Here is a 19,767-nt window from a genome sequence, read left to right as displayed (position 1 = left end):
ATGGCTCCCGTTTCGAAGATCCTCGGCCCGGATGGTCAGCCGCTCCGGCGCGAGGTCCTGACGGCCGATATCGCTGGCCCTTCACTTGCAGGCGTGCGCTCGGTGCAGACCGGCCATCCCGCAGATGGCCTTGATCCTTACCGCCTTGCAAATATTCTGCGCGAGGCCGAAGCCGGCGATCCGATGCGTTACTTGGAGCTGGCCGAACAGATCGAGGAGCGCGATCTCCACTATGTCGGCGTGCTCGGCACCCGCCGTCGCTCGGTCTCCCAGCTCGCCATCAATGTCGACGCCGCCTCGGATTCCGCGAAGGATCTCGAAATCGCCGACATGGTGAAGACCTGGCTGTTGCGTGACGAGCTGCAGGACGAGCTGTTCGATATCCTTGACGCGATCGGCAAGGGCGTCAGCTTTACGGAGATCATCTGGGACACGTCCGAAGGGCAGTGGCAGCCGGCGCGGCTGGAATGGCGCGACCCGAGGTGGTTTCAGTTCGATCGCGTCGACGGGCGCACGCCGCTCCTGCGGACCGAGCAAGGCTGGACACCGCTGCCGGCGGCCAAGTTCATCCAGGCGTCGATCAAGGCCAAATCCGGCCTGCCGATCCGCTCCGGCATCGCGCGCATTGCGGCCTGGTGCTGGATGTTCAAAGCGTTCACCGTCCGCGACTGGACGATCTTCACCCAGACCTATGGCCAACCGATCCGCATAGGTAAATACGACGCCAGCGCCACCGACGATCAAAAGGATGTCCTTTGGCGGGCAGTGGCGAATATCGCCGGCGATTGCGCCGCCATCGTTCCCGAGTCGATGGGGATCGAGCTGATCTCGGCACCGGCCGGCCAGAGCAGCGCACTCTACAAGGAGCGGGCGGACTGGATGGACCAGCAGATCTCCAAGGGCGTGCTGGGCCAGACGGCAACCACGGATGCGATCGCCGGCGGTCACGCGGTCGGTCAGGAGCACCGCCAGGTGCAGGAGGATATCGAGGCGGCCGACGCCAAGGCTCTCTCGGCTATCATCAATCGCGACCTGATCCGCATCTGGGTCGATCTCGAATATGGGCCGCAGAAGGCTTATCCGCGTGCCCGCATCGGCGACGAAGAGGCCGAGGACCTCAATGCCATGGCAACGCGGCTCTCGCAGCTCGTGCCGATCGGCCTCAAGGTCCAGATGAGCGAGGTCCGCGACAGGCTGGGTTTCAGCGAGCCGGAGAAGGACGCCGAGCTGCTCGGCGCTCCAGCATTGCCGGCGCCGGCGGCATCGGGGGCTCAATCGATCGCTACCCAGGCAGCGCAGACGCCGATCAGTGCGACACATGGGCAGGACGCGGTCGATAGCTCGATCGAGGAAACCCTTGCCGACATGGGTTGGGAGCCGTTGGTGGCGCCGATGATCGAAGGGCTGGCCGAGCAGCTCGCCGATGCGACGTCGCTGGAGGATGCCCAGTTGATCCTGGCCCGGCACCTTGCCGGCATGAATGTCGACGCCATGGCCGAAAAGCTGGCGCGGAGCATCTTTGCGGCACGGCTCGCTGGCGAGGGCAACCAGTCCCTGATCCCGCCGGCGGCGAGCTGACATGGCGGAGGCCGATCTCACCCCATTGCCGCCACGCGAGGCGATCGCCGCTTTCAAGGCACGCGGCGGCCAACTCGCGCCGACCTTCTCCTGGGAGGATGCTTGGCAGGAAGATCACGCACGCTCTTTCACCGTCGCGAAATCGGCCGGCTTCGACATTTTGAACGATATTTATTCGTCGCTCGAAGAGGCATTGAAGGAGGGAAAAACCTTCCGCGACTTCGCCAAGGATCTGACGCCGGTGCTCCAGGCCAAGGGATGGTGGGGCAAGAAGGCGGTCGCCGATCCACTCACAGGCGCGATCGATGAAGTCCAGCTTGGTTCCACCAGGCGCCTTCAGACGATCTTCGACGCGAACATGCGCGTCTCCTATGCCGCCGGCCATTGGGCACAGTTCGAGCGCAATAAGGCCCTGCGCCCCTATCTTCGCTATGTCGCCATCATGGACGGCAGGACCCGGCCGGCTCATGCGGCCAGGCACAATGTCTGCCTTCCGATCGATCATCCGTTCTGGAACTATTGGGCACCGCCCTGCGGCTGGCGCTGCCGCTGCACGCTGCAAAGTCTCTCCGAACGCGATGTGCAACGCCTTCGCGGCCAGCTCAAGCTGGAGCCGCCAACCCTGGATATGCGACCGTATGTGAACAAGAGAACCGGCGAGATCCTATATGTGCCGGAAGGGATTGATCCTGGTTGGGGCTATAATCCTGGCAAAGTCGGCTGGCAGGCCTCGCCTGTTGCTGACGCGCTGGCGGGGGCGCCGGCACAACTGACCGCGCAACGGGTCGCCGACAAGGTCTGGCCGGTTCGTGCCCTCGCTACCGAGTTCAGCCAGTGGTTCGACCAGGCCGCCGCCGGCGCGCCCCTGTCGCGCTCGATGTGGACGGTCGGCGCCATCGACCAGGCCACGCTCGACGGGCTCACCGCGCGCGGCGTTGCCCCGAGGACAGGCGCCATCACGATCCAGATGCAGGTTGTCCAGCACATGATGCGCGCGGCCAAGGCGGCGGCGGGGAAGACTGTCCCCACAGATTTCCTGCGCGAGCTGCCCCTGACGCTCAGCCAGGCAAAGGCGGTGCTCCTCGACAAGCAGGATCCGGCGCTCGTCTATGTGTTCGACGTGCCGGGCGATCCCCGCCTCGGCAAGCTGGTGGTGCGCGTGAATTTCCAGAGCGGCTCGCGCGACGGCGCCGGCATCAAGCGCCAGGTGGTTTCCAACGAAGTGCGGACGGCCGGCATGGTGCAACAGGCGGATCTCGCCAATCCGGGCGCTTACGAAGTTCTATCGGGAAGCTTGTGATTGTGGCCGCCGGGGGGTACGCCATCTTCCCCGTAGCAGACGATCGCTTCGGACGATCCTCCAAACCGGACCGGCGATTTCCCGGTTGTCGCGGCGGCCACGAAGGGCATTATGCGCCTCACCGCCAATGACCGCAAGCGGGCGCGCAGGAGGCCTCTGGACGGCCGGGGGCGCGTCAGTGTAGCGTCGGAGCGGTCGAGGGGCTTTTAGAGGCTTTGAGGAGCCTTTAAAATCGATCCTGCCGGGCAGGCCTCCCCTCCGATCCGCGCCTCGCGCGAACTCCAGCACATTTCCCGCTTTCTACCCAGGCCTGGGGAACTCCCAAGGGTTTTGCGCTCAGCCATGGTGCGGTCATGTCCAAGACCGCCGCCTCCTCCACAATCGCCCTATGCGCCGCCTCCCCATCATTGGCGGCCGGCAGCATCGCCATGTGCGGCGCCCTGCCTCTGCCGGCAGGCGACGGCGATGTGCCGGAGTGGATCCACCTGCTGCCGGCCGGCGAGATCGAGACGAACGATGGCCGTGGGCCTTATCGCGTCCCGAACCCCGCTCGCCTGATCGCGCTCAGCATGAGCGACGACGCCCGACTGCCAGTAGATGAAAACCATTCCATCGATCTTGCCGCGCCCAATGGCGAGGCATCGCCGGCCCGTGGCTGGATCGTCGAGATGCAGCCTCGCAGCGACGGCATCTGGGGCAAGGTCGAGTGGAACGGCTCGGGCAAAGCGCTCCTCTCCGACAAGGCGTACCGGAACATCTCGCCGGTCATCGTCCATGACGCCAAGGGCAACATTCTCGGCGTGCTGCGAGCTTCGCTCGTCAATCGCCCCAACCTGCGCGGGCTGACCGCGCTTCACCAGGAAAGAAGCATGGATTTCCTCGCTCAGCTCCGGAAGCTCTTGGGCTTGCCGGAAACCGCTGACGAGGCGGCTGTGGTCGCCTCCGTCACGGAACTTCACGCCGCCAAGGACACGGTGTCGCCCGCGGCCTTGCAGGCTGCGCTGGCGCCGATCGCCAAGGCCGCCGGCGCTGCGGATGGCGCCGACAGCGCCGCCATCGTCACGGCGATCCAGGCGATGGGGGACACCACCAACATGGTGCCGAAGGCCACCGTGACGGCGCTTCAGGCCGAACTCACGGCGGTGAGCAAGGATCTGAAGGAGCTTCGGGAGACCGGCGCGCGTGACCGCGCAACCGCCTTCGTCGACGGCGCCATCAAGGCCCAGAAGGTCGGCGTGAAGCCGCTGCGCGACCATTACATCGCCCGCCACATGGTGGATCCGGCAGCCGTCGAGAAGGAAATCGGTGCGTTTCCGGCTCTCCACGCCAGCGGCGCGACCATCGTCCCGCCGGGCGACGTTCGGCCAGGCGAGCTTGCACCGGACGAGGCTGCAGTGGTCGCGATGATGGGCATCGATCCCGAGGCCTTCAAAAAGACGAAGGCCGCCCAGGCAGCTAAGCAGGAGGCGCTCTGATGCCGCTCACCTCAGAACTGAATACGCCCGAGCGGGCAGCGAAAGCCCGCTCGATCGGAGTCTTCGCCGGCGTCAAGATATTCAAGGGCGCCATGGTCATCAACGCCGGCGGCTTCGCCGCTCCTGTGGGCACCGGCGGAGCCCAGGCGATCAACTATCGCTGTCTGGGGCGCGCCGCCGAGACCGTTGATGCGACGGCCTCCACCGTCAATGGCGAACTGAAGATCACCGTCGAGGCCGGCGTGTTCCGTTATGCCAACAAGGCGGACGATGCTCTGACCCAAGCCGACATCAATGGGCTGGCGTACGCCAAGGATGACGCAACCGTTGGCAAGAGTCAGGGGGCCGACGGCTCGATGGCTGGCCTGGTCTTCGACGTCGACGAAAGCGGGGCTTGGATCCGCTTCGACTAACTCACGCCTGGCGCCCGCCGGCGCCGGTCCCCCCGATCCTCAATTCAGGGCCTTCCCCGTGATCATCAACTCCGCCAATCTCCGTACCCTGTACACCGGGTTCAGCACCGCCTTTCAGGGCGGCTTCACCGGTGTGACGCCGCAGTACACCCAGATCAGCCAGACCGTGCCTTCGACCACCAAATCGCAGGAATATGGCTGGCTGGGTGAGATGCCGAAGATCCGCGAATGGATCGGCGATCGTGTCGTCAACAACATCCAGACGCACGGCTACACCATCAGGAACCGTAAATTCGAGTCGACGATCGGCGTCGAGGTCGACGACATCGAAGATGACAACCTGGGCATGTACGGCACGATGTTCACCGAGTTCGGTCGCAGCGCCGCGACCTTCCCGGATGAACTGGTCTGGCCCTTCCTGCTCGATGGCTGGAATGGCAAGGGCTACGACAACGTGCCCTTCTTCTCCGACCAGCATCCGGTTATCGACAAGAAGGGCAAGACCGTACTGCAGTCCAATGACCAGGGCGGCAACAAGACGGCCTGGTTCCTGATCGACGCGACCAGGGCGATCAAGCCGATCATTTGGCAGACCCGCAAACCTTTCGACATGGTGCGCATGGACGCCGCCAATGACGAGGTCGTGTTCAACACCGACAAGTATCGGTACGGCACCAAGGGCCGCTGCAATGTCGGCTATGGCTTCTGGCAGCTGGCCTATGGCTCGAAACAGGACTTGACGCCGGAGAACTACGCGGCCGCCCGCGCCGCCATGCGCAGCCGCACCGGTGACAACGGCCGCCCGCTCGGCGTCAAACCCACTCTGCTCGTGGTTCCGCCGACGCTGGAAGGCGCAGCCCGCAAGATCGTCGCCAGCCAGCTCGTCAATGGCGGCGAAACCAACGAATGGGCCGGCACGGCTACGGTGCTCGATACCGAATGGCTTGCCGCCGCGTGATGCCCGCGCGCTGATTTCAGCGCCCTCGGCTGCTCGTCGGACACGAGCAGCGACAGCGCCGGCCGCTCCTCCCAGGACCCGGCGCATACTCGGGGCGGCTTCGATGCCGCCCCACCTTTCTTTCCCTCGGGTGCGTCATGAGCTACGCGACACAACAGGATCTTGTCGATCGGTTCGGCGCCACCGAGATCATCCAGCGCACCGATCGCCTTCACCGTCCGCCAACCACCATCGATCCCGTTGTTGTGGAACGCGCGCTCGATGACGCTGCGGCTTTGATCGACGGCTACCTCAAGGCGCTCTATGCCCTGCCGCTCTCGGCGGTGCCGCCGGTACTGGTAAAGGTCAGCGCCGATATCGCCCGTTACAATCTGTGGGGCGAGGCCGTGAATAAGGACGGCCCCGTTGCCCTTGCCTATCGCGACGCCTTGGCCTGGCTGCGGGATGTGGCTGCCGGCAGGGTACAGCTCGATGCCGACGGGATATCGCCCGCCGCTTCTCCCACCGGCGCCCGGATGAGCGCCTCCAAGCCGGACTTCACCCGCCAGAACCTCAAGGGGTTCATCTGATGGCCGGCACCAGCATCACGATCGACGTCGATAGCAAGCCTGTTCGCGACGGGCTCAAGGCGGCCGCCGATACCGGCCGCGATCTCTCACCGCTGATGGACGCGATCGGTCAGGCTATGCTGACCTCGACGCAAATGCGCTTCGAGGCCCAGGCCGGACCGGGACGCGCGAAGTGGGCTCCGTTTGCGGCTTCCACCTTGAAGCGCATGCCCAAGCGCCGCACGCCGGCGCAGCTCCTGCGCGATAGCGGCCGGCTCTATTCCTCGCTCACTTTCGAGGCCGGAACCGACCAGGTCGTTGTCGGCACCAATGTGGTTTATGCCGGCATCCACCAGCTGGGCGGCGATGTCGTGAAGCCGGAGCGCGAAGGTAGCGCCACCTTCATCTATGCCAAGGAGGGCGCCGGCAGGACGAAGGACGGGAAGCGCGTCGGCTCGAAGCTGCGCTTTGCCAAGGCCAGCACCCGCGCCAAGTCCAAGCACACCCGCGATTTCACGGTGCCCGAGCACACCATCCACATTCCGGCCAGGCCCTATCTCGGCGTCGACAAGGATGACGAGCTGGAGATCCTCGGCACCATCACGGACTTCCTCAAAGGGAAGGCGGGCTTTGAGGGCACGCCATGATCGTTGACGAATTCATCGAGCAGCTCCTGGCTCTTGATCCGCCGGTCTTCTCGCTCGTCGAGGGCATCGCCGAACTGGCGTCTCTCCAGGACGCGCCGGCCGCAACACCCGCCGGCTATGTCTTCATCAAGGAGGAGGCCGGCGGCGAGAACAGGCGCCTCACTGGGCTGCTGCAGCGCGTCGAGGCCGATATCGGCGTTGTCATCGTCATGCAGAACGTTTCCGACAACGCCGGCGGCGCCGCCATGGCCGACATCGAGGCGATCAAGCTGAAGGCGATCAGCGCGATCGCCGGCACCCAGCCGGCCAGCGCGGCCGACACGGTCGAGTATGCCGGCGGCCAGCTCGTGCGCGCCCGCAATGGCTACGTCTGGTGGGAGCTGACCTTTTCTGCCCCTTACTACCTGGAGAGCAAGCCATGAACCGCACCGGCGGCCGCTACTACGAGGACCCGAAAACCGGCGTCGTCACCCGCGCCGAGCCCCAGACAGATGCGCCGGCGCCGGCCGAGCCCGCGCCGCCCGTGTCCGAACCTTCCACCGATCCCGAAACCGTCGCCTCCAAGGCCGGCAAGAAAGGCTGATCCATGGCAACGAACACTCGCTTTTACCGCAAGCTCGCCGTCCTCGCTAAGCTGGAGACGGTTTATGGCACCGATCCAACCCCGACCGGCGCGCTCAACGCCCTGATGCTCTCCAATGTCACGCAGACGCCACTCGATGGCGAGAAGGTCTCGCGTGATGTGATCCTCCCGTTCTTCGGAGACCAGGGTTTCGTGCTGGCGGGCGTCAGCACCAAGCTCGAATTCGAAGTGGAGATCGCCGGCGCCGGCGCTGCCGGAGACATCCCGGCTTATGGCGTGCTCTTGCGTGCCTGCTCGATGACGGAAACCGTCGTCGCCACCACGTCCGTCAAGTACCAGCCGGTGACCGATCAGCCGGAAAGCGTCTGCCTCTATGCCAACATGGATGGCGTCAACCACATCATGGTGGGGGCGCGCGGCACCTTCACCGTGGATCTGGCGATCAAGAAGATCCCGAAGTTCAAATTCACGATGACGGGGCTGTTGGGTCCGGTGGCGGATCTGGCGCGCCCGGTGATCGACGTCAGCAAGTGGCAGAGCCCCGTCGTTCCTTCCAAGCTGAACACGCCGATCTTCTCGCTGCATGGCACCACCGCAGCAGACGTGCCGGCGGAGAGCCTGGCGCTCGATTTCGGCGGCCAGGTGGAAGGCCGCTTCCTGATCGGCGCAGAGAGCGTCGAAGTCACGGACCGCAAGATCTCGGGCACGGCAGTCCTCGAAGCCCGGTCGCTGGCGACCAAGAATTGGTTCGACATCGCCAAGAACAACGTGAAGGGGCCGCTTCACGTTCAGCACGGCACCGTTGCCGGCAACATCGTCGAGTTCGAGGCACCGAAGGTTCAGATCGGCTCTCCAGCGCAAGGCAACAGCCAGGGCGTGCTGACCTATTCGCTGCCACTGACCCTGACGCCGGACGTCGCCGACGACGAACTGGTGATCACGGTTCGCTGATCTCCTCGAGGAGCGGCGCCGGCCGCCCTCGAAGCTTTCTCTCGAGACAACTTTGAAGGGGCGTCGAAGGCGCCTCAAGGATGGAGGATTCCATGTTCGTGGTGACGAAGGAGCACACTTTCTGGTGGCCGGTGAAAGTTCGCCAACCGGATCCGGACAAGGCAGGAGCGATCCGGGAGGAGACCTTCAAGATGCGGTTCAAGGCCCTGCCCAAGGATAGGGGCGATGAGGTCAACACCATCCTGGCCGAACTGCCCGCCGTGGATCAGGCGATCGGTTTCATCACCGAGGTTGCCCTCGACTGGGGCGATGTCGTCGACAGCGACAAGAACGCCGTTGCCTTCTCCAAGGAGGCCCTGACCGACGCGCTGCTCTATCCCTGGGTGCGTCAGGGCATTCTGGACGCCTACACCGCCGCGATCTCTGGGCAGGCGGCACGCCTGGGAAACTGAAGGAGGCGGCCGAGGCGCTCGCCTATCGGTGGACCGGCCGAGCCGATCCGCGCCAGGCCGGCAAACTGGACGCCGAAACGATCGAGCAATTCAAGGCCTTGGGCGACGTCGTCGGCCTGCCTGACCAAGCGGTGGCTGATGGCTCGTTCGAGATCTGGGATGTGAACTGGCAGGTGTTCCAGCTCTTCCAGCGCCTCGGCACACAGTTCCGCGTCGTCGTTGTCCCCCACGGCCTCTTTCACCTGGGGCTCGACTACCAGGCCGCCGACATCGTGTTGCGGCACCTGGCGCCAAAGGAAGCGGATCCGGCGACCCTGTTTGCGGACCTGCAGGAGATGGAAGCGGCGGCAGTGCCGATCTTGAACGAGGCGATGACATGACTTTGCAGCTCGGCGTCAAGGTCGCGGTAGACGCGAAGGAACTGGTCAACCTCGGCGCCGCCGGCGACGCCGCCATGGACAGGATCGACGCTTCCGCCAAGAAGGCCGAGCAGAGCGTCAACAATGTCGCCAACGCGGCGCAGAATGCGGCAGCCTCGCCGGCGCCGGCGCCGGCAACGCCCCCGGCTTCTCCGCAACCTCCCGTCCGCCCAACGCCGGCGAACAACAATCGTCCGGTGCCCACCAGCCAGGGGGAGGCCGCCGGCGTCAGCCGACTTCAGATGATGATGTTCGGCAGTGCTGCCCAGAACACCCTCAGCTCCCTGTCGGCCGGCGCATCCCCGATGCAGGTGCTGGTACAGCAAGGGTCCGAAGTTGCGCAGGCCTTCACCATGGGAACGGCCAGCCCTCTCCAGGTGCTGAAATCTCTAGGGTCGACGGTGGCCGGCCTGGTGAGCCCGACCGTGTTGGCAGTAGCAGGATTGGGCGGCTTGACTGCGGCGCTCGTTCTCGCCGGCACCACCTTCGCCGGCCAGCAAAAGCAGATCAATGACCTGATCTCTCGCGGCGTCGGACGCGGTTCGGGCGCCAGGCTCAGCCAGATCAACGCCGTCGCAGACGAGGCAACCATCCCTGGTTTCTCGCGCAGCTCCGCGCGGGATATTGCGGCCGGGCTTGCTGGAACTGGCAGGATCTCCGGCGGCATGATCAGCAGCATAACCGGTCTCGCGCCAGGGCTGGCATCGCTGATGGGGGGCGATCTCGAAGCGGCAGGTCAGCGCCTGGCGCAAGCCTTCGCCGATCCCACCAAGGGCGCCGAGGATCTTGAAAAGGCTCTCGGCCCGCTCGATGACAAGACGAAGCAGGCCGTCCGATCGCTGCAGGCCATGGGCGACGTCGCAGGCGCACAGCGGGCCTTGCTCGAAGGAATTCGGGACGGCGTCCAGCAGGCCGCCGAGCAGACCGGCATCTGGGCGCGCATCGTCACGAATCTCAGCAATGCCTGGGACGATCTTGGCAACAAGGTCAACCGCACCGTCACCGGCGGCACTCTGGAAGAGCAGCTCGGCGATGCTCAGATGAAATACATCGAGCTGGAAAAGCAGCTTTCGGATTCGCGCCAGGGTACCGATCCGAACAGTCCACTCGCCGGCATCCTGGGGCAGCTCGACAGCGGCCTGCAAAAGCAGGTCCAGGACGCCTTGGTGGAGGTCAATCGTCTCCAGACGTTGGTCGACCAGGCCCGAGCCACAGCCGCCGCGAACAGGAAAACGGCCGAGGACAAGGCAGCTGCCTCCCAGGCGGGCGAGTATGTCCGGTCCGTTCAGCCTGATATCCAGAAGCTCCAGACGTTGCGGGACATGCTCGCGAGCATGAGCAATGCGGCAGCCTCGCCCGATATCATGGGACGCATGGGCGTGTCGGGCGAGCAGACGCGCCAAGCCATCGATGCGGTCACTGGCGCCCTGCAGAGCTACATGTCGGCCGACGAAAAGGCCCGCGCCAGCGAGCAGCTCACCATAGCCGCCATCAACGCGCGTACTGTTGCCGAGAAGGCCAACATCGCATCCCAGCGCGAACGCCTGGCGCTGGCCGGCCAGAGCGTCTCGGTTGCCGAACAGCAGCGCCGGGCCGAGGCGGCAGCTGCCGCCGTCATGGCGCAGGCCAATCGCGATTCCGTCGACAAGCTGAAGGCAGCCAACGACAATGCGGCCCTGACCGGCCTATCCGACTACCAGCGCCAGCTCGCTTCGATCGACCAGAAGTATCGGGACCTCCTGACGGAAAACCAGGGCGCCAGCCCCGACACGCTCGCCAATATCCAGAATGCGCGGTCAGCGGAGATCTCCACCGCCCAGCAAACAGCGATCGGCGGCCCGCTGCGCGACGCGAACCGGAGCCTGCAAGAGCAGGTAGCCGCCCTGAAACTCCAGCAAGAAGCCTTCGGAAAGAGTGCCGGCGAAGCGGCCAAGCTGGCGGCGGCCCAGGAGATGATCAACCGCTACAACGCCGCCGGCGTCCCGATCACCGACGGCCTGCGCGCGGCGATCGACGCCTATGCGGCCTCGGCGGGCAAGGTGGCGCAAGCCTCCCATGATCTCACTCAGAAGCAGAACCAGGTCATTGCCTCCCTCGACCAGGTGCGCGACACGAGCCGCAATGTCTTGGGCGGCCTGTTCTCCGATCTCATGCACGGAACGTCGGCGGCCGATGCCCTGGCGAATGCCGCTGGCAAGATCGGTGATCAGCTCATCAGCAACGCCACGAACAACATCGTGGACAGCCTTCTCGGCAAGAACGGCCAGATAGGTGGCGGCCTGTTCGGCGACTTCCTGGGAGGCCTGTTTGGCAAACAGGTGGGCTTGTCGACAGCGGACATCACGGCCGGCATCGTCAACGTCAATGGCGGCTTCGGCGGCGACATCACCCGCCTTCTGGGCGGCGCGCTTCCCACTGCCGCCGCAAACTCCAATGTCGCAGGTGCGGGGCTCGCGCCGCTCAAGGGCCTCGGTCCGACCGCGTCCATTACATCTTCGCCCTTGCCATCGGTTGGCAGCGCAGTGGCGGCTCTCGCTGGGCTCACGCCGGGCGGCGGGACGTTCTCGACGGTCGGCAATTACCGCAGCGGCGTGAACGCCCAGCTCACCGACATTCTGCGCACGGCCGCCGAACGCTCCGGGTTGCAGGTGCAGGCTATCTCCGGCCTGCGGCCCGGCGATCCGCGGTTTCATGGCCAGGGCCTGGCCACGGACGTCAGCATCATCGACCCGGCGACTGGGAGGGCGCTGCCGAACTATCAGAATGGCGCGGCCTTCCGGCAATACGAGTCGTTCGCTCAAGTCGCCCGCCAAGTGCAGATGGAGCGCTATCCCGAGCTGTCGGATCAGTTCCGCTGGGGCGGGTATTTCTCGGGTGGCAAAGGCAAGTACGGCGCTGCCGATCTCATGCATTTTGACCTGGGCGGGCGCCGTGTTGGGATGGGCGGTGGATCTTGGGCCAACGGCTTGACGCCCGCCCAGCGCGCCTTGTTCCCGGATGCGACGTCGATCGGCATGGGTAGCGGCCAGGGCCAACTGCCCGGTCTCCAGCAGCTGCAGAGCAGTCTCAGCCAGCTGGGCACTGCCGCACAAAGTGCCACGCCCAGCCTGAGCAATGTGATTTCCGGCATGAGCGGCTTGCCTTCGCCGCTCGCCATGGTCGCGACGAATGCCAACCAGGCCGGGTCAGCAATCGGCCAGGGCGGCGGCGGCCTGGTGGGCGCCCTGCAATCGCTCCTCAGCAGCCTGTTCAGTGGCATGGGTATCGGCGCACACGCCGATGGCACGTCCGAGCCGATCGGCACCGGCAGGATCTCGGGGCCTGGTACCAGCCGTTCCGACTCCATCCTGGCGCGCGTCAGCAATGGCGAATTCATCGTCAACGCTGCGGCAACCCGTCGAAACCTGCCGCTCCTGCAGGCGATCAATACGAACCGGTTGCCTGCTTTCGCGGATGGCGGGGCCGTTGCTTCGGGCAGCCCGGCCAGCGCCGGCGCGTGGCGGCACTTGAACGACAACGCCGTGAGCGGCCAGCAGCCGGGCATCACGATGAATCTCTACAACCAGGCCGGCGTTGAGATCGAACAGAAGTCCAGCACCGACGCCAAGGGCCGGCGCCAGCTCGATGTCTATATCGGCAAGAAGACGGCCGACCAGGTCAAGAAGCCCGGAAGCGACACGAGCCGTGCCATGCAGGCCCAGTTCGGTCTCACACGCCAGGTGACCCGCCGATGATCCCGTCATGGCCTGCAACGCTCCCCCAGCTCTTCAATCGCCAGGGCTTTGCCTACGCCGAGGGCGACGGCCGGCTGATGTCCGACACGGATACCGGCCCGGGCAAGGTCCGCCGGCGTACCACCGCCGCCGTCGACATCATGAAGGGGCAGATGACGGTCACCCTCGACCAGCTCCAGACCATGCGCGACTTCATCCGCAACGACCTGGTCGGTGGATCTCTGCCTTTCCAGATCGCCGATCCGCTGGGCGGCGCGGCACCATTGCTGGTGCGCTTTTCCAAAGACGGCATGCCGCAATATCAAAACATCGCCGGGGCTTTGTGGACGGCGGCCTTCCAGGTCGATGTGCTGCCATGAGGACGCTCTCCGCTCGCTTCCGCGCCGCCCTCTATCGGGAGAACATGGAAGAGGTACCGGCGATGCTGATCACTATCACGCATCCGGACCTCACCACGCCGCTCCACTTTTCTTCTGACCCGACCGAACGCATTTCCACGGAGCCCTTGCTCTACGGGACGGTTTCGCGCGGCACGCAATACAACTTCGTGCCGTTCCAGGTGACTTTGCCAGCCGACCAGGACGATGCGCCGCCGACGATCGACATCACCTTGTCAGTGGTCGGCCGCGAGGCGGTACCGCTCCTGCGCTCGGCGATAGAGCCCCCCTCGGTCACCCTTGAGATCATCCTGGCGCAGTATCCCGACGATGTCGAAGCCGTGTTTCCGGACTTCGACCTGGTCAGCGCCAGCTATGGCGGCGACAGCGCCACGATATCGCTGGCGATCGACAGCATGGCCTCCGAACCGTTCCCGGCCGGCAGCTTCACGCCCTCCTATTTCCCTGGAATGTTCTGATGGCGAACCTGTTTGACCGCTATGTGGGATTGCCTTTCCGCGATCGGGGCCGGGATGAGCGCGGCTATGATTGCTGGGGGCTGGCGCAGCTCATCTATCGCGAGCAGCTGGGGATCGAGCTTCCCTCCTATGTCGAAGAGTACACTTCAACGGCCGATCGAACGGCCCTCAATGCCCTGATAAAGGGCGAGCGGGCGCCCTGGTCGCCCGTCACCCAGGAAAAGGCGCGCACGTTCGACCTTGTGCTGCTGCGCGAGCGGCCCTGGCATATCGGGATCGTGGTCGGCTCGGGCCTGATGATCCATATGCCGCTCTACCAGACGTCGACGGTGGAGCCCTATCGGACCGGCCGCAACTTCATTCGCTTGGAAGGGCTCTACCGTCATGAGGACCGGCAATGACACTGCCTGTCATCCTGCCGGCGCAGCCGCTCGAAGGCGAGATCCTCAGCGCCGAGGACAGCGTCACCGTCATCGTCGCGCCAAACCCGCTCCGCCAGGAAAGGCACATCCTGCAGTTGCCTGCCGGCACCAGCGTGACGGAGATCCTGCGCCTGGTCGAAACCTCGATCGAGAAGGCGAGCCGGATCCGGGCGAGCTGGCATGTCTCGATCGAGGGCGAACCGGTACCGGCCCAATGGCACAGCCGGGTGCGGATCAAACCCGGCAAGATCGTGGTGCTGCGGGCGCGCGCCGCCGGCGGCGGCAACCTCCTCAAATCGCTGCTGATGCTGGTCGTGGCGGTGATCACCGCCTTTATCGCTCCCTACCTTGCCCCGATCTTCGGCACGCTTGGCGCCAGCTTGATCACCGCCGCCATAACGATCGGCGCCAGCCTGCTGATCAACGCCCTGTTCCCTGTCTCCCTCAAGGACGAAAAGGGCGGCCAAGTCTATTCGATCTCCGGCAACCAGAACCTCGCCGCCAAATACGAGCCCGTTCCCGTCATCCTCGGCCGGATGCGCGTCTTTCCGCGCTATGGGGCCTCGGCCTATACCGAGTTCGAAGGCAACGACCAGGTGCTGCGCCTGCTCTATGTCTGGGGCTATGGCCCGCTCGATATCACCGACCTGAAGATCGCCGACACGCCATTGGCGGGATACAAGGGCGTTGAGATCGAGCACGGCTATGGCTATCCGGGAGACGGCCAGCCGACGATCTATCCCGGCGAAGTCATCCAGCAAGACTTCTCGATCGACGTGAAGAAGATCGACGGCTGGATTGTTCGCACCACCTCGGAGGATATCACCGAGTGGGCGATCGACATCGTCGCGCCGGCGGGCCTCAACCGATCGGACAACAGCAAGGGCAAGGTCCAGGCCGCCTCCTTCGCCGTCCAGATCCAGTATTCCGAGGCCTATGCCGAGAACTGGATCTCGTTGCCGAACCTGGTCGTCTCCGGTCGTACGAGCGACCCGGTGCGCAAGACCGTTCGCCAGACCGTTCCGCTCGGACAATATGACATCCGGATTCAGCGGCTCACGCCAGACGACAATGGCGCCGTGAAAGTCCACACGTCGTCGAGTTGGACGGCGCTTCGCTCCTACCGACCAGGCGCGCCGCTACAGTTTCCGTTCCCCGTCGCCTGGACGGCCCTGAAAATCCGGGCAACCGCTCAGCTCAATGGCGTGGTCGACAACTTCAACGGCGTCGTCACCAGCCGCGTGAAGGCATGGGATGGGGCGAGCTGGGCGCCAGACACGCCGAGCCAAAACCCGGCTGACCTCTTGCCCTACGTCCTGCAGTGCAATGCCAATGCCCGGCCTCTGGCAAATTCGCGTATCGATTGGCCGACCTTCCAGGCCTGGCACGCCTACAATGTGGCCCAGGGCTGGAAGTTCAACGCGCCCTTCGATCAGTCCGGCAAGAGCGTCTATGAGACCGCCAAATCGATCGCCTCGGCCGGCCGTGCTGCCGTGGTATTTCGGGATGGTCTCTGGAGCGTGGTGTGGGACGATCCGGACGCGCCGATCACGCAGCATTACACGCCGCGAAATTCGTCGGGATTCCAGGGCAAGCGCGACTATCGCCGGCTTCCGCATGGTCTGCGCGTACAGTTCAAGAACGAGGGCCGGCGCTGGCAGGATGACGAGATCCTGGTGTTCCGCGACGGCTACGACAAGACGAACGCCACGCTGTTCGAGCAGTTTCCGCTGGTCGGCATCACCGATCACATACTCGGCTGGCGCATGGGGCGCTATCACCTGGCCCAGCTGGAGCTGCGGCCGGAAACCTACACCCTCAATGTCGACATCGAGAGCTTCATCAACACCAGAGGCGACCGTGTCCGCGTCTCCTATGACGCGCCGATGTTCGGCATCAGTGCAGGGCGCGTGAAGGCGGTCGAGGCAAATCTTGTCACCCTGGACGAGGAGATGCTCCTGGAAGCCGGCAAGAACTATGCCGTCCGTTTCCGCACCTCCGATGGCGGCTCGCTCTACCGCACCGTGGCGCCCGCGATCGGGCCGACCTATACGCTTGCCCTTTCCGGCACCGGCGGCATGCCGGCGGTCGGCGATCTCGCCATGTTCGGCGAGGCCGGCACCGAAACCGTGGTGCTGCGCGTCTTCGAGATCCGCGCCGGCGACGACATGACGGCCGAGATCGACTTTGTGGATGACGCGCCCGCCATCCTGCAGGCCGACCAGGGCGAGATCCCGCCTTTCGACAGCCAGATTACGGATCCGCCCGACCCCGCGACCCTGCAGCCGCTCAACCTGTCCTTGATCGAGGGCTATGCCGACGCCAGCCAAAATTATGCCCCGACCGCCACGCTCATGTGGCAGACAAACCCTGGCAATGCCGCCGTCAGTTTCGAGATCATCGGCACGCCGCCTGGGGATCTGGCAAACACGCTTACCGCCAGCGTCGACGGGTCGACCAGGTCGATCACCTGGCAGAACCTTGATTCCGGAACTTGGATTTTTGAGGTGCGGGCGATCTTTCGGGATGGCAGCACGTCGCAGTGGTCGAGCCTGACGCAGAACGTCATGGGGGCCTCGCAGCCGCCGCCGGATGTCGCCGACTTCGCCGTCAATGTCCTCGATACCAGTGCCACCTTCTCCTGGGCACCGTCGCAGTCTCCCGTCGCCTACGCCGAGATCCGCTATTCTCCGGCCCTTGTCGATGCGAACTGGGCAGCGGCCACCGTTCTCGTCCAGCGCACGAATGGTCTGTCGGCAACCGTGCCCTATGCATCGGGCTCCTACCTCATCAAATGGGTGACCTATAACGGCATCTACAGCGCCAATGCGGCTCTGATCGTCGCGGAAGGGGCTGCCATCACCGCACTGAACGTGGTGGAAGAAATCTTCGACATGTCGCCCTTCACCGGGACGATGACGGACGTGGTCGAGGACAATGGCGTGCTGCGCCTGGCCGTGGCCACGCCCGGCATCGAGGGACGGTATGAGCTGCCGCAAACCCTGGATCTGGGCGCCGTCTACACGAGCCGCGTCTCCGGCGAGGTTGTGGCGGCCGGCATCAACCTCGACAGCGACTTCTTCGCTTCAACCGACTTCTTCGGCCCGCCCGACTTCTTCGGCGTCACCACCGACGACTGGCGGGTGCTCTTCTACTATCGAGCGACCAACGATGATCCCAGCGCCGGGACCTGGGGGCCTTGGACGCCCTTCGTCATCGGCGATTACACGTTCCGTGCGGCCCAGTTCGCGCTCGGCCTCAGCACGGAAGTCGAGGGCATCACCGCAGCCGTGTCCCTTGCCCACATCAGCGTCGACATGCCCGATCGCGATGAAGTCGGGCGTGACGTGCCCGTGCTGACATCCGGCCTGAGGGTCAACTTCACGCCGCCGTACCGGGTGCTCAAGGGCATTGCCGTGACGGGCCAGGGCATGGCCACCGGCGACTATCTCGAAATCTCCAATAAGGCCGAGAGCGGCTTTGACGTGGTCATCAAGAACGCGGCGGGCAATCCCGTGGCGCGGACCATCGACTACATCGCCAAAGGATATGGAAAGGCGTCATGAGCCAGCCCGAAAGCATCACAATTCCAGAGGCCGGACCGAAACAGCCGACCGCGATGGCGCAGGCCATCAATTCCAGCATCAAGGCGCTGCTCAACTCGCATTTCGGTGCGACTGCGCCGGCCTATGCGGAGTCCGGCACATTCTTCGTGAAGAACGATGCCACCCCCTGGGGCTGGTGGTTCTATGACGGCAGCCAGTGGATCAAAATTGGCGATATCGACCCGACCAAGCATAGTTTCCAGGTCGCGTTGCGAGGTGTGGAGCCCTCGATCAACATCGCGTCCTCTGCGACAACCGATCTGGGCAGCACCGCCGTCACGTCAGCGAGCGTTGCCATCCAGGGCACCACCCAGATTTCGTCATTCGGCTTTGGCGCAAATCTGGTCAGGTTCATCCAGTTCGCCGGCAGCCTGACGCTCAAGAACAGTGCCAATCTCCTGCTTCCGGGTAGTGCGGACATCGTCACGCAGGCGGGCGACACGGCGCTTGCCCTCAGCGATCGGGCCGGCAAGTGGCGGGTCTACCACTACCAGCGGGCGGACGGCCGGGCCCTGGTCTCCGGCCCCAAGATCATGAAGATATCGGCGGACAAGGCGCTGGCCATCGCCGACAGCGGCACGATCGTGCGCTTTGACGGCGCGTCGCCGGCGACGTTGACGATGCCCGACAACTCCACCGCGAAGCAGCCCCTGGAATTCTCGATCGTCAAAGCCACGGATGCGGATCTGCGCGTGAAAGTGGCGGCCAACAACTTCCTGTACACGGCTGACGGCACGATCAGTTCGACCGGCGAGTTCGTGATGCGGGGCAAATCGAGTGTCGTCGTCATGGCCGCCGATTCGGATTTCTACATCCTCGGCGACATGGAGACCAACAGCGGCAATGCTCCGCGCACCCTCGCCATCAACGCCAACACGACGCTGAAGCCGAGCGATCGGGGCACTTTCCTCCAGTTCACCGGCTCCGCCTCGATCGCGGCCCAGCTGCCTTCACCTGCGGGCCTGCGCGGGATCTTCTACGTGTGGAACAACACCAGCGTGTCGCAGACGCTGGGCATCAATGGAGCCGGTACGTTCTATTGGCCCAATGGCAGCGGAACGACCTATCAGTTGCGCCCTGGCGAGCGGTTCTTGGTCCTTTCCGACACATACAACTACATCGTCGTGACTACTGGCGGTGCTCAAAACGTCGCGCGCACGGTCTACACGGCATCGGCCACCTGGACGAACCCGACAGCCAATGGTGCCAGCCCCGATGCCGAAGCGACCATCGTTGGTTGGGGCGGCGGCGGTGGCGGCGGTGGCGTTGGCGCGACCTGGGGTGGTGGCGGCGGTGGTGGTGGCTGCTCGGATCCTCTTATCATCCGCCTGGGCGATCTTCCGGCCTCTGTGCCCATTGTCATCGGGGCTGGCGGAGATCCAGGAAACCCCGGCGGCGACACGACCTTCGGCGACTACCTGACAGCCAAAGGGGGCAGCACCGGCAATTCAGGAGCGCTCAATTCCGGCGCGGCTGGCGGTGCAGGTGGGGGATCCGGGCGCTACGCCACGGATGGCGGTGCCGGCGCGACCACAAGCCTTTCAGGCAGAAACTCCGAACGGGGCGGCGGCGGTGGCGGTGGCGGCGGCAACAACTTCAATAACAACGGCGGCAATTCAGTCTGGGGCGGCGGCGGCGGCGCCGGCGTGAACACCAGCACGGGGGGCGTTGCAGGAACTTCCACATTCGGCGGCGCCGGGGGAACGGCTGGCGCGTCGCCGACAGCGGGTGCGGCACGTGGAGGGGGCGGCGCTGGCCATTATGGCTCGGGCGTGCCGACGGCGGGCGGCCGCGGCGAGTTGTGGATCACAATCAAGGGGGCATGA

General features: G+C 64.8%; 18 protein-coding genes. All 18 read left to right on the top strand.

From position 1 onward, the window contains the following. Positions 1–1,578, top strand: coding sequence for a DUF935 domain-containing protein (locus BA190_RS27595; RefSeq protein WP_068295618.1), 1,578 nt, complete (start codon positions 1–3; stop codon positions 1,576–1,578). A gap of 1 nt (position 1,579) precedes the next feature. After that, positions 1,580–2,878: a phage minor head protein gene (locus BA190_RS27590; protein WP_068295616.1), complete on the top strand. Its 1,299-nt coding sequence runs from the start codon at positions 1,580–1,582 to the stop codon at positions 2,876–2,878. A gap of 353 nt (positions 2,879–3,231) precedes the next feature. Continuing rightward, positions 3,232–4,353 (top strand): phage protease, encoded by a 1,122-nt coding sequence (locus tag BA190_RS27585; RefSeq protein WP_082980072.1) that lies wholly within the window; start codon positions 3,232–3,234, stop codon positions 4,351–4,353. Next, on the top strand, positions 4,353–4,766 hold the full coding sequence (locus BA190_RS27580) for a hypothetical protein (RefSeq protein ID WP_082980071.1): 414 nt from the start codon (positions 4,353–4,355) through the stop codon (positions 4,764–4,766). The genes BA190_RS27585 and BA190_RS27580 overlap by 1 nt, the downstream gene beginning before the upstream one ends. Before the next feature lie 58 nt (positions 4,767–4,824). After that, on the top strand, positions 4,825–5,724 hold the full coding sequence (locus BA190_RS27575; RefSeq protein ID WP_068295612.1) for a Mu-like prophage major head subunit gpT family protein: 900 nt from the start codon (positions 4,825–4,827) through the stop codon (positions 5,722–5,724). Positions 5,725–5,861: 137 nt separating this feature from the next. Beyond that, positions 5,862–6,293, top strand: a complete 432-nt coding sequence (locus tag BA190_RS27570) for a gp436 family protein (protein WP_068295610.1) — start codon at positions 5,862–5,864, stop codon at positions 6,291–6,293. Further along, complete coding sequence (locus BA190_RS27565) at positions 6,293–6,919, top strand: phage virion morphogenesis protein (protein WP_068295608.1); 627 nt, start codon at positions 6,293–6,295, stop codon at positions 6,917–6,919. Before BA190_RS27570 ends, BA190_RS27565 begins: the two co-directional genes overlap by 1 nt. Next, positions 6,916–7,341, top strand: coding sequence for a hypothetical protein (locus tag BA190_RS27560; protein ID WP_068295606.1), 426 nt, complete (start codon positions 6,916–6,918; stop codon positions 7,339–7,341). The genes BA190_RS27565 and BA190_RS27560 overlap by 4 nt, the downstream gene beginning before the upstream one ends. Then, positions 7,338–7,502 (top strand): hypothetical protein, encoded by a 165-nt coding sequence (locus BA190_RS36185; RefSeq protein ID WP_156771730.1) that lies wholly within the window; start codon positions 7,338–7,340, stop codon positions 7,500–7,502. The genes BA190_RS27560 and BA190_RS36185 overlap by 4 nt, the downstream gene beginning before the upstream one ends. Positions 7,503–7,505: 3 nt before the next feature. Then, positions 7,506–8,453 carry a phage tail tube protein gene (locus BA190_RS27555; RefSeq protein ID WP_068295604.1) on the top strand — a complete coding sequence of 316 codons (948 nt, stop codon included), beginning with the start codon at positions 7,506–7,508 and terminating at the stop codon, positions 8,451–8,453. Positions 8,454–8,545: 92 nt separating this feature from the next. Then, on the top strand, positions 8,546–8,905 hold the full coding sequence (locus tag BA190_RS36530; RefSeq protein ID WP_162275232.1) for a hypothetical protein: 360 nt from the start codon (positions 8,546–8,548) through the stop codon (positions 8,903–8,905). Positions 8,906–9,003: 98 nt separating this feature from the next. Further along, on the top strand, positions 9,004–9,285 hold the full coding sequence (locus tag BA190_RS36525) for a DUF1799 domain-containing protein (protein ID WP_068295600.1): 282 nt from the start codon (positions 9,004–9,006) through the stop codon (positions 9,283–9,285). After that, a complete protein-coding gene (locus BA190_RS27540) occupies positions 9,282–13,058 on the top strand; it encodes a phage tail length tape measure family protein (protein WP_068295598.1) in 3,777 nt (1,258 codons plus the stop codon). The genes BA190_RS36525 and BA190_RS27540 overlap by 4 nt, the downstream gene beginning before the upstream one ends. Further along, a complete protein-coding gene (locus BA190_RS27535) occupies positions 13,055–13,417 on the top strand; it encodes a hypothetical protein (RefSeq protein WP_068295596.1) in 363 nt (120 codons plus the stop codon). Before BA190_RS27540 ends, BA190_RS27535 begins: the two co-directional genes overlap by 4 nt. Beyond that, positions 13,414–13,914 (top strand): DUF1833 family protein, encoded by a 501-nt coding sequence (locus BA190_RS27530; protein ID WP_068295594.1) that lies wholly within the window; start codon positions 13,414–13,416, stop codon positions 13,912–13,914. Before BA190_RS27535 ends, BA190_RS27530 begins: the two co-directional genes overlap by 4 nt. Further along, complete coding sequence (locus BA190_RS27525) at positions 13,914–14,315, top strand: C40 family peptidase (protein WP_068295592.1); 402 nt, start codon at positions 13,914–13,916, stop codon at positions 14,313–14,315. Before BA190_RS27530 ends, BA190_RS27525 begins: the two co-directional genes overlap by 1 nt. Beyond that, positions 14,312–17,902 carry a host specificity factor TipJ family phage tail protein gene (locus BA190_RS27520; RefSeq protein ID WP_068295590.1) on the top strand — a complete coding sequence of 1,197 codons (3,591 nt, stop codon included), beginning with the start codon at positions 14,312–14,314 and terminating at the stop codon, positions 17,900–17,902. Before BA190_RS27525 ends, BA190_RS27520 begins: the two co-directional genes overlap by 4 nt. Continuing rightward, entirely contained in the window at positions 17,899–19,767 is a 1,869-nt protein-coding gene (locus BA190_RS37130; RefSeq protein ID WP_068295588.1) for a hypothetical protein, read from the top strand. Before BA190_RS27520 ends, BA190_RS37130 begins: the two co-directional genes overlap by 4 nt.

The organism is Labrys sp. WJW (assembly GCF_001676615.1).
Classification (GTDB): domain Bacteria; phylum Pseudomonadota; class Alphaproteobacteria; order Rhizobiales; family Labraceae; genus Labrys; species Labrys sedimenti.
This window is presented reverse-complemented; position numbering and strand designations above follow the sequence as displayed.